This window comes from Advenella mandrilli, assembly GCF_016595155.1.
Classification (GTDB): domain Bacteria; phylum Pseudomonadota; class Gammaproteobacteria; order Burkholderiales; family Burkholderiaceae_B; genus Advenella; species Advenella mandrilli.
This window is the reverse complement of sequence record NZ_JAENGP010000002.1, coordinates 28,474-42,385: the sequence shown is the minus strand read 5'-3', so window position 1 is coordinate 42,385 and position 13,912 is coordinate 28,474. Positions and strand designations below refer to the sequence as shown.

Genomic DNA, 13,912 nt, shown 5'->3' with positions numbered 1-13,912 from the left:
ATATTTCACCCAAAATAAAGAATATCCTTATGGACACAAAACTTTCCCTGCTTACCCAATTACAGCATCTTGGCACGGCTCCCTGTGATGAAACCACACCGGTTGCGCCAGTGGGCCTGCCTTCCATCCGAACCAGCACGGTTCGTTTCAATACCCTTGAAGACCTGGAGGCCACTTACCGCCGTAAAAGCAAGGGCGAGCGGCTGGTTACTTATGGACGCATGGGCATGGAAACGCATGCCGCCCTGGAAACTGTTTTTTGCCAGCTGGAAGGGGGCAAACGCTGTTTTCTGGCGTCCTCGGGGCTGGGGGCCATTGCCATGTCGCTGCTGTCGCTGTTAAGTGCGGGCGATCATATGCTGGTGGCCGATTGCGTGTATGGGCCGGTGCGTCATCTGGCCAATACGGTGTTAAGCCGCATGAATATTGAATTTACCTATGTGCCCGCACAATCCCTGGACGCCCTGCAGGCGCAGCTCAAGGCCAATACCAAGGTTTTGTATGTGGAATCACCTGGTTCTTTGTTGTTTGAGATGCTGGATATTCCTGCCCTGGCGGCATTTGCCAAACAGCATGGGCTTATTCTGGTGGTGGACAACACCTGGGGTTCGGGTTATGCCTATCAACCGCTGGAACTGGGCGCTGATGTGAGCGTGATTGCCGGGACCAAGTATGTGGGGGGGCATTCTGATTTAATGCTGGGCGCAGTGGTGGCCAAAGATAAGGCGCTTATCGAACGGATAGACCTGAACCAATATGCCATGGGGTATTCCGTCAGTGCCGACGACGCCTGGCTGGCGATTCGTGGGGTGCGTACCTTGCCCATCCGGATGGACCAGCATGCTCGCAGTGCCTTGCAGGTATGCCGCTATTTTGATGATTTGCCAGAAACCCGACGTGTTTTTCATCCGGCTTTTGAAAAAGATGCCGGTCATGCTTTATGGAAGCGTGACTGCACCGGTTCCAACGGCATGCTGTCAATTGAACTGGCGCTTTCCGATCGCCAGATTCGTACTTTTGTGAATGTGCTGGAACTGTTCAGCATTGGTTATTCGTGGGGGGGTTTTGAAAGCCTGATCCAATGGGTAGACCGCCCGACACTGGAAAACCATGCTTACTGGAGCCGGGAAGATACGCAGATTATCCGCTTGCATATTGGGCTGGAAAGCGTCACGGACCTGGTTGATGATTTGGACCAGGCGCTGCAAAAAGCCCGCGCAATTTGACGAATGTGATTGGGCGGGCCTGGCTTGGGGGATGCGGTTAATCTGCTTTTTTCTCTGCCAGTATCTGGTTTAACAGGTCTTGCGCTTCCAGGATGCTGGATGCATAGGTGCCGGTCATACCGGGTGAAGTCAGGTGTTTGCCACCAATGGCAATTGAAGGAGTAGCCTGCACCTGGTAGGTATCAGACAGTTCGCTTGCCCGCTTGGCTTTGGCTGAAACACCAAAAGAGTCGTAGGCGGCAATGAATTCGTCTTTATTAATGCCCTGTTCTTCAGCCCATTGAATAATGGCATCACGGTTGAACAGTTTTTTGCCCTGTTTGTGGATGGCGTTAAAAACCTGGGGGTGCAGGTCTTGTTTATCTAGTGCCACCAATGAGTAATACAGGTGCTGCATGGGCTGCATGGACGCGTTGAAAGCGACCGGTACGGGAATGAACGCCACATCATCAGGTAATGTCTTTTTCCAGTCCTGGAACAGGGGTTCCATTTCAGCGCAGTGTGAGCAGCTATAGGAGAAGAATTCAAGCACTTCGACTTTATCAGGGGTATCAGAAGGCTGGGCGGTTTCAAGCGTGATGTATTTAATACCTGATTGGGCCATGGCTGGAACAAAAGCGGCGGCACCCATAATGGCCAGGGCGGAAAACGTGTGTTTGAAAATTGTTTTAAGCATCATTGTTTATTCGCATTAAAAAGTATTGATCAGGGGCTTGTTGTACTAACTGTCCATGCTAATGGGGCAGTTAGTTGAAAATAGCGGAAAATTATCGTAAAAACCTTGGTAAGACAGGTTATAAAACAAAAAGTTCAGCTCGTGTATTGATGGAAACGCGATGTAACCGGTCGTTGGTGCATTATTTATCGAACAATGGTTGAGCTGATTTTCGCTTTGCTTAATTCGGTGCGCGAGCGGTTCAGTTCATTATCGTTCTTGAAGGGGCCAATCCGAACCCGGTTTATTTCCACATTATTAACGGTTACTTTGGTAATTTCCGCGTTGTAGCCCATCAGGATCATGCGCGCCCTGATAGAGTCGGCCTCTTTGGCATTACGAAAAGCGCCTACCTGAAGATAGCGGCCACTGGTGGTGGCGGGTTTGGCGGTATTAGTATTAAGTGGAATGTCTTTACCCTTGGCAGTCAGGGCAAGTTTTTGTTCGGTGGCAGGGGCAGGGCTGGCAGGCGTTGCTGTTTTGGTGTCGGCACTTGCCCGGGCAGGTGTGCTGGCAGCAGGTAACTGCTTGATTAATGAAGCAATTTGGTCTTGTGACTGGCCCGACTGCGGCGTTTTTGCCGGTTCTGCCGGTGTTAACGGGCGAATCGGGGGCGGATTGCTGGTGCCTGTGGCGGCATTTTGCTGGCTGGTGATACGGCCATCGTTGCTGAGCCAGGCGTTGGGGTCTATTAAAGGCTGCTTGCCAGCCGACATGCTGCCCACTGTGGGCGATGAGGTGCCAGGCATTTTGAGGCCTGAAGAAGACGTACTGCCCGTGTTGTCCCTGAGGGGTACCGGTGTGCGGGTAAGCATGAAAGCGGCAATTGCGGCAATGGTAAGGCCGATAATAAGCCCCGTCAGGATTGACGAGAACGAACCGCTACTGTTGCTGCTGCTTCTGGACCTTGAGGGTGAGGATCGGGTGGTACGTCTTTTTGCCATATTACATTTTTTCTGGAGCGCTAACCCCAAGCAGGTTAAGGGCGTTTGCAATGACTTGGCGGGTGCTGTCGGCCAGGCGCAAACGGGCCAGTTTAAGTGTCTGGTCTTCTACCATAATGCGTTCGGCGTTGTACCATGAATGGAAATCAGCGGCACAGTCCAGCAGCCAGAAGGCAATATGATGGGGGGCAAGCTCTTTTGCGGCCAACTGAATGACGTTGGGCAGTTCTGCCAGGCGGCGCAGCAGGGTAATTTCGCAGGGAGCCGTTAGCAGGGAAACATCCGCATCTTTAAGATAACCCAGCATGTTGGCAGAGTCACGTAAAATCTTGCAAATTCGGGCATGTGCGTACTGAACGTAATACACCGGGTTCTCTTCGCCCTTGGCAAGCGCCAGGTCAATGTCGAAAACGAATTCGGTATCGGCACGGCGCTGGATCAGGAAAAAACGCACGGCGTCTTGCCCAACCCATTCGATCAGGTCGCGCATCGTTACATAACTGCCAGCCCGTTTGGAAATTTTGACTTCCTGGCCACCGCGCATGACCTTGACCATTTTATGCAGGATATAGGCGGGGTAGTCTTTGGGAATGCCCATGTTAAGGGCCTGCAGGCCGGCACGCACGCGCGCCACCGTACCATGGTGGTCGCTGCCCTGGATATTGACGGCATGGTTGTAGCCACGCTGCCATTTGGTCACGTGGTAGGCCACATCGGGTACAAAGTAGGTATAGCCGCCATCGGATTTGCGCATGACGCGGTCTTTGTCGTCGCCAGTACCCAATTCGGTGGTTTTAAGCCACAGCGCGTTTTCATGTTCGTAGGTATAGCCGCTTTCAATCAGCTTTTGTACCGTATCAGCTACTTTGCCATCGCTGTACAAAGAGCTTTCCAGATAGTAGTTGTCAAATTGCAGGTTGAACGCTTGCAGGTCCAGATCCTGTTCATGGCGCAGATAGGCAACGGCAAAATGGCGGATATCGTCCATGTTGTTGATATCGCCGGAAGCGGTAACGGTTTTGCCATCGGCTTCGACTGATTTTTTATCAAGAAAGTCGCGGGCAATGTCGGCAATATAGGCGCCACGGTAGCCATCGGCAGGATAGGCGTCTGAATCAGGGGTAATGCCTTTGCCGTGGGCCTGGACACTGATGGTCAGGTTGTTGATCTGGTTGCCGGCATCGTTGTAATAGAACTCGCGGTGTACTTGATAGCCACTGGCGGAATACAGGCGGCAAATGCAGTCACCCAGCGCAGCCTGGCGGGCATGCCCAACGTGCAGCGGGCCGGTGGGGTTGGCGGAAACGAATTCAACAATCACGCTTTCCCCATTGCTGGCGGCATTGCCATAAGCACTGCCCTGTTGGGCAATGACATTGGCCACGGCCTGATGGGTGGCCTGGGTAAGACGCAGGTTGATAAAACCCGGCCCGGCAATTTCAGCGGCAGCCAGAAAAGATTTCGTGTTTTCATTACCCAGCAGGGCACTAACGATTTCCTGCGCCAGTTCACGCGGATTGCGTTTGTTGGGCTTGGCCAGTTGCATGGCAACGTTGGTGGCAATATCGCCATGTTCGGGTTGTTTGGGGCGTTCCAGTTTGATAACCGGGTTGCTGCCGGGCAGAATGCCTTCAACAGCGGTGGCCAGCGCGGCCTGGATTTTTTGTTGTAGCTCTGGGAGCATAGGAGTTGACTGTATAAAAAAGTGGTAAAAAAGCCGGCGACACGATGATTGCCATGAACAGCAGCGGCCTGCCAGCCTGTTTAATGAATCTTGAAAATTGACATAATCATAGCATATTGACCGTTTTTAACGGCCAGATCGTTGTTACCTTGTTTCCTTTAGCGCTGGAAGCGGGAGTGGATATGGCAAGTGTTTTGTACCCAGATTAAGCCCGGTGTTACAACGTCTGATGACATCCTCAGCCTCTTTGGCCAACCGTCCTATCGGGATGATGGTGCGAAAGGGCCTAATTATTGGTCCTATGATGAGTCCGATGATAATGCCTTGTTCAGTACTGCCATGAGTTCTTTGGGGCTGGGTACCGCTGGCAATGCAATGTCTACCAAGCGTCAACTGAATATCCACTTTACCAATAATCGCGTGCACGACTTTAGCGTTACCCAATAGTAACGTTTGAAGGAGTTGGTTTTGGCCAGTTGGTAAACCCCTTTTGTGTTGAGCAGGAGGGGTTTGTTTTTTTTGCCAAATCAAGGCTGGCCTATTACTGCCCGGGTAGCGAAATCCAGGAGGTGTTTTCGGGAATGCGGTTAATGAGTTGTTCCAGGTTTTCCCGGGTGTGTGGGCTAAGGTCGGGATGGTGTCGGTAATACGTGCTGTCGGGGGTATTGGCCAGTTTTTGCTCTCTGGCAGCGGCATCGTTACTGACAGTATTACAGTTTTGTGGGGCATTTTCTTTACGCCAGTCTACCCACGTCAGGGGAAGGGTGGAAAAATCGCTGTACATGCCTGGCTGTGATGTGGGGGACGCTTGGCGTGATCCACTTTTAATGGCCCCGCTAATAGCGGCATGCGGGCCTAAAAACGTTTGTTGCTTCTGGTTTTCAGGCTGTGGCGGTAGGTTGATTGGCTTATTGTTGTCAGTGGGTGTCGTAAGCGGAAATGGTGCGCCGGTGTTGTTGTGTGCCTGGATTATATTCAGGGCAGCTGCTTTGGCAGCTCTGTCAAAGAGTATTTGTGGCTCTGCGTAATAATCGGACCCTTTTGTATAAAGTGCCTTGATTTGATCAAGGCTGGTGCTTTCGTACGCTTTTTTGCCTGCATCATCAAAAGCAATCGGAAATAAACCCAAGGGGTTAATAAATCTGCGTGGCTGATGGTTGGCATAAGCAAAAGGCGGAAGGCCAGTTTTTACGCCTGCCACTTCAGGTTCAAGATAGTGACCGGCAGCCGGGTCGTAGTAGCGATTTCCATTGTAATGCCAGCCGGTTTCTTTGTCGTAATACTGGCCGGGCAGGCGCAGGTTGAATTCAATATCGGCATGAAGGATGCGGCTTTCTCCTGTTGGGCTGTTTTGGGCTAACCAGCGGATATTGCGGGTCTCATCCGTAACCATGAAGGGTTGGCCGATATGGTCGGCATGGATGAAGAAAAGCTTTGCGGTACGCTGGTTAAGGGGTATGGCCATCCGGACAAGATAAGGCTTTATCCAGGCGGGAATGTCATCACCAAAAGTGTTAGAGCCGGGATTCAGGAATAATCTGGCATCATCATGTCCGTAAAAATACCCACCGCTATACTCTATAAATGCAACGGGCAGTTGTCCGGCATAAATATAGCGGCGACTAATGGCACCGTTATTGGCATAAATCGAGTCATCGTGATGGGCATGAATACCCCATTCACCTATTAAGCGGTTGTTTTCATAATAGAAAAAGGTGGCGCGGTCAGCGAGATATTTCATAACTCTTTGGCCCTGGAAGTTATAGCTGTATTCAGCCACAACATTTTCATCCAGGGTGATTTTCGCGGGTTTTCGGTCATTGTCGAATTCAATGCTTTTATTGCCGACCTTTGTTGGCAGGCCGCTGGCGTCCCGAGATATTTGTGGTGTGGCGGTGCTTGCGTCTTTGGTGTAAGAGTCATTGGAACCATCGGGGTTCCAGCTATATTGGTAGCGGCTGGTGGTGTTTTGCTGATAATGCTGTGTATTGACGGTTGCGTTTATTAGCCGTTTTTGTGAATCGTATGAATACCGGCTTGTGCTGTGCAGTTGCCTGGCAGGCAGACTGGTTCGTTCTTCAGTCAAAGTGCCATCGGTGGAAAAGTTCAGCTCCTGGGTCCAAACCGGTTGTTTCCGGTAGGCATTCCATAAGCTTAGCTGGGTTTTTGCTGGTGTTTTGGATTGCGCACGAAATACCAGCTGGTTGCCAAAGATATAGCCGGGAGCATGGATGCTGGTGTTCAGAATGGATCGGGTTTTTTGGCCATACCGTGGGGTCCAAAGGATTTCTTTGATTTTATTGTCGCTGTCATGGCGGTAGGTCAGCATGCCGCCTTCAGGCAGGATATGTTCGATGGTTTGTGTGTCTTTGACTATGCGGTAATAGTCGTGATAGCTGATTTGTATGATTGAGTTCAGCGGAATTAAATGTCTGAGTGATTTTATCGCAACGACATCCTCATTGAGTCTATTAAAGGCAAGAATTTTCTTATTATCCTGTAAAGTTGCCTTGCTTCGGTCGTTATATTCCAGCTTGACCGTATCAGCCCATTGGCTGCCGTTCTTTAGTTTGTTTATATAGTTTAATTTTCCTTTTTCATCATAGGCAAATTGTATTTTGTCACCATTGGAAAACGCTTGCAGGATAAGCTGGTTTTTTTCATTGGTGCCGTAGGTTTCGGTGCTGCTGATGTTGCTTAGACGGATAACGGCATCAACAGAAGTTGTGTTGGCATGGCAGGCAAACGGAAATAGCAGGAGGAGGATTTTTTTCATTTTACCAAATTATTTTAAGCTTATATTTTTTGTTGGGTAGGCAAGCTGTTTGTGAGAACAGCGTTGGATATTCTTTGTCCTTATCATATTCACGTGGCTTATTAATGTTTTAAAATGGGGAGTCCCAGCCGAGTTCGTTTTCTAGCCACGTTACATAATGCGTTGCATCTACGGTTCCAATAATTTTTTGTGAAAGTAGGCTATCTTCTGAGGTGTCTACGGGGAAGCGGGTAATGAATTTTTCCACTTCCTGACGGGCTGCTTGGCCAAGCGTGGCATGTTCCCGTTGATATTTGTCGGTAGCATTACTCCCGGGCTCTTGTATGTACCGGTCCAGGTCAGGATTTGGCGAGCTTCTGGCAGGTGTACCATGCAGTACAGGGTTGTCAATACCACTGAATGGTTGGGTCTGTGTTGATGGGTTGCTTAAGGATTCCATGGAAGCCCCCGCCTGTTCTGCTTGCCATACCATCCATGCCAGAGGTATATCACCAAGATCTCCGTATTGGCCTTTTTTCGGGTTGAGCCGGTCTTTGAGGTCTGATTGCCAGGTGAAACCGCCAACATCGGAATGGGCTCCTATGAAGCCTTGCTCTATCCAGTTATTTCCTTCTCCCACTAATGGGGTAAGGGGAAATAATTTACGGTGTTCGTTCAGGGAAGCAGCATGGGCAATCCAGTCCCATGAGTCAGGAACGGTATATGTGTAAAGGTCGTTTAAATTTCCCAGGTAACCTATTTGCGGTACATTGTCGAATAAACCGATAAAGCGCAGGTCAAGGCAGGCATTGATTGTGTCTTTTCTTTTTCCATGAAGAAGAGAGGTCCATTCCATCGAGAAAAAACCATGTTCGTCAGTATGATCGGCCAGCATATTGGCAAAGATCAGGGCGATGGCCGAACCACGTGAAAAAGCAATAATATCAATTGGCAAGAGGGGATTATTAGTGTTATTAATGTTAAAAGTATTAGGTATGGTATTAACCAATTCATTGATTTGATGGTTAATAATGTTCATGATGTTATAACCTAATGCGGCATCAAGCATTCCAGCAGTATGGGTTGTGGGAAGGAACTTGCCTGTTCCTGAGGTATAGCTTTTGTCTCCAATATAAAGCCTCGTAAACTTCAATACATTGGTATTTGAATATTTGTTATTTTCTGTGCCATCAAATGCAAACAGCAGCAATCCCAAGGGGTCAATAAACAGACGTGGTTGCTGGGCAGCATAACCAAAAGGGTCGTTATTTGGTACGGGTCCAATCGGGTCAGGCTCCAGATAATGGCCGGCTTCCGGGTCGTAATAACGGTGCATGTTGTAGTGCCAGTCGGTTTCCTGGTCATAGTATTGTCCGGGTAAACGTAGATTGAATTCAATATCGGCGTGCAGAATATGGCTTTTTCCGGTGGGGCTATTGTGTGCCAGCCAGTGGATTTTCTGTTCTTGGCCGGTCACCATGAAAGGCTGGCCGATGTGGTCGGTATGAATGAAATACAGCTTCGACAGATGAGGACGCCGCCTGGGGTCATCCATGGGTATCTCCTCAGTGGGTAGTACCTTAAGAGGGAAAGTCGCCCGTTCATATTCTATGAAAGCAACGGGCAGCTTACCGGCATAAATATAACGGCGGCTGATATTGTCATTGATACCATGCGTGGTGAGCTTGTCCCGTTGGATAGTCCACTCTCCAACCAGTAAATGGTTTTCATCATAGTAATAATGGGTATGCGCGTCAGGGGTGGTTTTGATGGTTCGCTGTCCATGCGCATCATAAAAGTAGGTGGCTAAGAAGGCTTTATTTTTAGTAATGTAATGCAGTTTGCGATTGGGGCCATACTCAAGTTCAAGTTCCCCCGTTTTGATTGGCAGGCCGCTGGCATCACGTTCAATAGCGGGTTTAATGGTATCGCGGCCATTAAAATAAGCGGCACTGGAGCCATCCTTGTTCCAGGCATAATGGTGCAGGCCAGACAAATCTTGTTCTTTATATAGGGCACTGGTTTTGGTGCTGATCATTCTTTGGGATGGATCATAGGCATAATTGCGGCCTGCTTCGTATTTTGCGTCTGGCACAATGATGGTTTCGCTGCGCAGCGTATTATCCGGGGAAAAATCCAGGGCCTGTGTCCAGAACCGTTTGTCTTTATTCCATAAGCTAAGCTGGGTTTGTCCTGACTCGGTTTTAAGGGCATGAAAGGCCAGCTGGTTGCCCAGGACATAGCCTTTTTCAGGAATGTTGGAGTCCAGAATCAAGTGGTGTTTTTTGCCGGATTGTTCAGTCCAGATAATGGTTTCCGGCTTATTTTCCTCATTGTAAAAATAACTGATGTATCCCCCTTCGGGTAAATGGTGGATTTTGGTTTTGCCTTCATTTTCAAAGGTGTATTCATCATCGTATCTAATTGAGGGCATCCAGTTCTCAACGCCCTTCCTGTTTGTGGATAACCATTCTATTTGACGGCTGGTATGGATGTTTAGCGTGTTTTTTTGCAGCGTAAAGTACACTTTTTTTTCGATGTTATTTTCGTCACTATATTCAATGGCAAAAAAATTATTTTTTGGTTCTGATACTATTTTTGTGGTTACAGGCCTGGCCTTGTTTTTGCTTGATTCCATCACCTTTATCAGGTGCCCGTCTTCATCATACTGAAAGAAAGCTTGGTCGCCATTGGCAAAGGTTTTCTGGATTGGCTGGTTTTTTTCGTTGAAACTGATTTTTTCAGTACCGGTAATATTGCTGAACCAGGAAGCTTGCCGGTCTTTTTCATAATTCAGCTGCAGGTTTTCCCAGGGGGAGTCGGGGATGGAGAGTTGAGAAACATGCCCTTGCTCATTACGCTGGATATGTGTTCCATTAATGAGCGTTAGGTTGCCTTGTTCATCATAACGGGCCTGCGTGCCAGCTGCAGCACAACCATGGCAGCCATGGCCCATGACATCTTCAAGCACATAATTACCACCTTTGATGGAGGTATGCATATCGGTAATATTACCCTCGGTATCGGTAATGCGGGTAAGGCCTTTGGTATTTTCTGTGCCGGGTGTGGCAAGGTATTCAAAATCAAGACGAAGCCGGGTGTCTGTTTGTGAGCCTTGAATGGAGCGTATGGCTTTTCCCTTGTCGTTATAAGCCCATGAGTTGGTTCTGAGCGCGTTTTTTCCGCTGCTGTCATGAATGCTGATGCCAGTCAGTAGAAAAGGGTTGCCATGCTGGTGTTCGGGTTCATGAAAATAGGTTTTACCCATATTGTCAGGGCGTAGCATACCGGTCAGGCGCTGTCCCTGATGATCCTTGGGTTGGTCGTGTCGGTACAAAAACAGCCCGGCAGGGGTTTCAATGCGGCTGAGTCTGGCTGTATCGTTGATGGTTTCATAGTGAAAAACCAGCTTTTCCTGTTTACCGCCATGCACTTCCAGAATGGCACCCTGGGTTGGGCCCGGGGTTTCATCGCGAGTAATGTGTAGGGTTGCCAGTCCGGGCAACTTGATGGTAATGAGCCTGCCTTTGGCATTGAATGTTTTTTCGAGACCGGGTTTTAATTGCCATGTCCATGTGTGATCCTGGTGTTGGTAAATAAGCTTGCCATGGTTGCTTTCCCGGGCCAGGGCAGTGTCTCCCTGTCGTGGCTGGAACAGGGTGCGAGAACCGTCCGCGTGCACAATTTGCGGTTTCCCGCCGGCAAACCACAGGCGGGTTTCATAAGAATGTGACCAACCTTCGCCAAGCAGGGTTTTGTTGGCGCCCAAAGAATTGTAGTAACGCACCAGCTCAAGGCCTGAAACCCGCATGGGCAGATCAGTTTCCTGCTGGTATTTATTGCCGGTAATAAGGTGGATGGGGTTGCCTGCCCCCAGGTTAAGTGACGGTTTTTTTGCCACGTTCTGGCAGGTGCTGCCGGTTTTTTCTGGAGAGCAAGCCACAGACTGAGGGGCGGTAGGGTTGGCGCTGGCGGCAAATGGCAGGACTAAGGCAAACAGGAACAGGGCGACAGACTTTTTCATTTTAAGAGGCTTTGCAAGGCTGGACGATTTGGTTCACGCTTTAAAAAAATAGTGGACCGGATTGTCTTGAACAAAAAATGAAATCATCGGCCTTAAATGCTTCTTGTAGTAAACTTGATGTATTACTTTATCTATTGTGGGAAACCGAAGATGCTGATTACTTTCCGCTCAAATGCAAGTGCTGATGTTGTGATGCTGGACAAGCATGCCCTGTCTGTTCTGAAGGCTGCAGGGCGTGATTATGAAACCTTGCCTGAAAATGGCGTGTTTACGGTAGCGCAACTGGATGAAGCTATTCAGAACATTACCCGTGCCGTTGCTGAAGACCCTGATTCCAATCCTGACCAGGTATATGCCGATAAAGACAGGGAAGAAGAAGATGACGAGTATCCGGAAGAAAAACCGCACCCGGTAATGGAAAAGGTTACTTTGCGTCGCCGTACTTTCCCGTTGCTGGATATGCTAAGAGCCGCTAAGGTACACGGCAAGGAAGTGGTGTGGGAAGTGGGAAGCGCCTGGTAAACAATTCATGCTGCCAAGCGGTTAATATTTACCCATAAATTTACCCATAAAAAAAACCCAAACAACCTGGGATATCCGGTTAGTTTGGGTTTTTTTGTATTTGCCGTTTTTGTCTGGTTTTGTACCTGTTTGGTTCAGAAAACTGGCTTGGTCCCGCGGTACGGGATCAAGCAGGACAATTGCCTGCCCGTATTTTTAATACGGGCCTGGCAATACGGGCTTATCAATGTTTAAACCGCAACGGTTTCAACGTTTTTTTCTTTAGCGGTTGTCCCTTGCTGAATATGACGGTTAACGGCACTTAACACGGCCTGGAATGAGGCGGTCACGATGTCTTTGTGAACCCCAACCCCGAAACCGGTAGCCGAATCGTCCAGACGAAGCTCTACATAGCAGGCGGCCCGTGTTTTTTCACCGGAACCAATGGCGTGCTCATGGTAGTCCATGAAACGGATAGGCAGATTCAAGGCGTTGATGAAGGCTGAAATAGCGCCATCACCTTTGCCATGTGCCTTGACGACAGTACCATTGTTTTCCAGTTCAACTTCAATGCTGAACGTTTCATCATCAGCGCCTTCAGGATGGCTGTTAATTTGATGCTTGAGCAATTTCCAGGGCGAAGTCTGTTTCAGGTATTCTTTCTCGAAGATTTCAAATACGGCATTGCCATTAACTTCGGCACCGGTTTCGTCAGTTACGCGCTGGATGGCGCGGCTGAATTCAATTTGCAGGCGACGCGGCAAGTTCAGGCCTTGTTCCTGTTCAAGCAAGTAAGACACCCCACCTTTACCAGACTGGCTGTTGACACGGATCACGGCATCGTAGCTGCGGCCCAGGTCGGCAGGGTCAATAGGCAGGTAAGGGACTTCCCAGACGCCATTGGGGTCTTGCTGTGCAAAGCCTTTCTTGATGGCATCCTGGTGAGAGCCTGAAAAGGCGGTAAACACCAAGTCGCCCGCATAGGGGTGGCGAGGATGGACGGGCAATTGGTTGCAGTATTCAGCGGTACGGCGGACTTCGTCAATATCTGAAAAATCCAGTCCAGGATGGACGCCTTGGGTATACAGGTTAAGGGCCAGGGTAACCAGGTCGACGTTGCCGGTACGTTCGCCACTGCCAAACAAACAGCCTTCAACACGGTCTGCACCGGCCATGACCGATAATTCGGCCGCTGCAACCGCAGTGCCCCGGTCGTTATGAGGGTGTACGCTAACGATAATGCTGTCGCGGTTTTTTACGTTTTTGCAGAACCATTCAATCTGGTCGGCATACATGTTGGGAGAGGTGGATTCAATGGTTGCGGGCAGGTTGAAGACAATTTTGTCTTCTGGGGTAGGTTGCCATTCTTCTGTTACGGCGTTACAAACTTCCACGGCAAATTCAGGCTCGGTGGTACTGAATACTTCGGGTGAATATTCATAGCGCCATTTGGTTTGTGGATATTTTGCCATGGCCTGCTTAACCCAACGTGTGCCCTGAATGGCGACGTCCTTGACCTCGTCTTTGCTCATGTTGAAGACGATTTTGCGGAAAGCGGGGGCGCAGGCATTGTAAAGGTGGATCATGGCGGTTTTTGCACCTGCGGCTGCTTCGGCAGTTCGCTCGATCAGCTCTTGACGGGCCTGGGTCAGGACGATAATGGTCACGTCATCAGGAATCAGGTTTTCTTCAACCAGGATACGGACAAAATCAAAATCGGTTTGTGATGCAGAAGGAAAGCCGACTTCAATTTCCTTGAAACCAATAGCCACCAACTGTTTGAAAAAACGTAATTTACGCTCGACACTCATGGGCTCGATCAGGGACTGGTTACCATCGCGCAGGTCGGTACTCATCCAGATAGGAGGAGTCGTAATGGTTTTGCTGGGCCATGTGCGCTCGGAAAAATCCTTGACGAACGGTTTGAATGGAACGTATTTTTTTGCTGGGTTGGAAAGCATCATAATGCACCTGTTTGACATGAATCCCGGTGCTGGAACTGGCGTTTGCCTGTTTATTTGCCCGGGATATTACAATTTAATAAAAATCCGGGTGGCTGATAC

At 49.3% G+C, this 13,912-nt stretch carries 9 protein-coding genes; 3 read left to right on the top strand and 6 right to left on the bottom strand.

Annotated features, from left to right (window positions below; genetic code table 11):
• Window positions 1-29 precede the first annotated feature (29 nt).
• Window positions 30-1,226: a cystathionine beta-lyase gene (gene metC, locus JHL22_RS01795; RefSeq protein ID WP_200233223.1), complete on the top strand. Its 1,197-nt coding sequence runs from the start codon at window positions 30-32 to the stop codon at window positions 1,224-1,226.
• A 37-nt stretch (window positions 1,227-1,263) separates the two neighbouring features.
• On the opposite strand, the gene JHL22_RS01790 is transcribed toward metC, so the two are convergent.
• The 3 genes from JHL22_RS01790 to argS all read right to left on the bottom strand — a co-directional run bounded on the left by JHL22_RS01790 (window position 1,264) and on the right by argS (window position 4,569).
• Window positions 1,264-1,905, bottom strand: coding sequence for a thiol:disulfide interchange protein DsbA/DsbL (locus JHL22_RS01790; protein WP_234041052.1), 642 nt, complete (start codon window positions 1,903-1,905; stop codon window positions 1,264-1,266).
• A gap of 182 nt (window positions 1,906-2,087) precedes the next feature.
• On the bottom strand, window positions 2,088-2,885 hold the full coding sequence (locus tag JHL22_RS01785) for an SPOR domain-containing protein (RefSeq protein ID WP_200233221.1): 798 nt from the start codon (window positions 2,883-2,885) through the stop codon (window positions 2,088-2,090).
• Between the two features lies 1 nt (window position 2,886).
• Window positions 2,887-4,569 (bottom strand): arginine--tRNA ligase, encoded by a 1,683-nt coding sequence (gene argS / locus JHL22_RS01780; protein ID WP_200233220.1) that lies wholly within the window; start codon window positions 4,567-4,569, stop codon window positions 2,887-2,889.
• 189 nt (window positions 4,570-4,758) lie between these two features.
• Here argS and JHL22_RS01775 point away from each other — a divergent pair, with 189 nt between their 5' ends.
• On the top strand, window positions 4,759-5,016 hold the full coding sequence (locus tag JHL22_RS01775) for an outer membrane protein assembly factor BamE (RefSeq protein WP_200233219.1): 258 nt from the start codon (window positions 4,759-4,761) through the stop codon (window positions 5,014-5,016).
• Between the two features lie 94 nt (window positions 5,017-5,110).
• Here JHL22_RS01775 and JHL22_RS01770 read toward each other — a convergent pair whose 3' ends face one another.
• Entirely contained in the window at window positions 5,111-7,345 is a 2,235-nt protein-coding gene (locus tag JHL22_RS01770) for an RHS repeat domain-containing protein (protein ID WP_200233218.1), read from the bottom strand.
• A gap of 109 nt (window positions 7,346-7,454) precedes the next feature.
• A complete protein-coding gene (locus tag JHL22_RS01765; RefSeq protein WP_200233217.1) occupies window positions 7,455-11,348 on the bottom strand; it encodes a DUF6531 domain-containing protein in 3,894 nt (1,297 codons plus the stop codon).
• A 150-nt stretch (window positions 11,349-11,498) separates the two neighbouring features.
• On the opposite strand from JHL22_RS01765, the gene JHL22_RS01760 reads away from it, so the two are divergent.
• Window positions 11,499-11,870, top strand: a complete 372-nt coding sequence (locus tag JHL22_RS01760) for a DUF1840 domain-containing protein (RefSeq protein WP_200233216.1) — start codon at window positions 11,499-11,501, stop codon at window positions 11,868-11,870.
• A 230-nt stretch (window positions 11,871-12,100) separates the two neighbouring features.
• Here JHL22_RS01760 and leuA read toward each other — a convergent pair whose 3' ends face one another.
• The gene (gene leuA, locus JHL22_RS01755; RefSeq protein ID WP_200233214.1) at window positions 12,101-13,813 is read right to left on the bottom strand and encodes a 2-isopropylmalate synthase; all 1,713 of its coding nucleotides are present in this window, start codon (window positions 13,811-13,813) and stop codon (window positions 12,101-12,103) included.
• Window positions 13,814-13,912 lie beyond the last annotated feature (99 nt).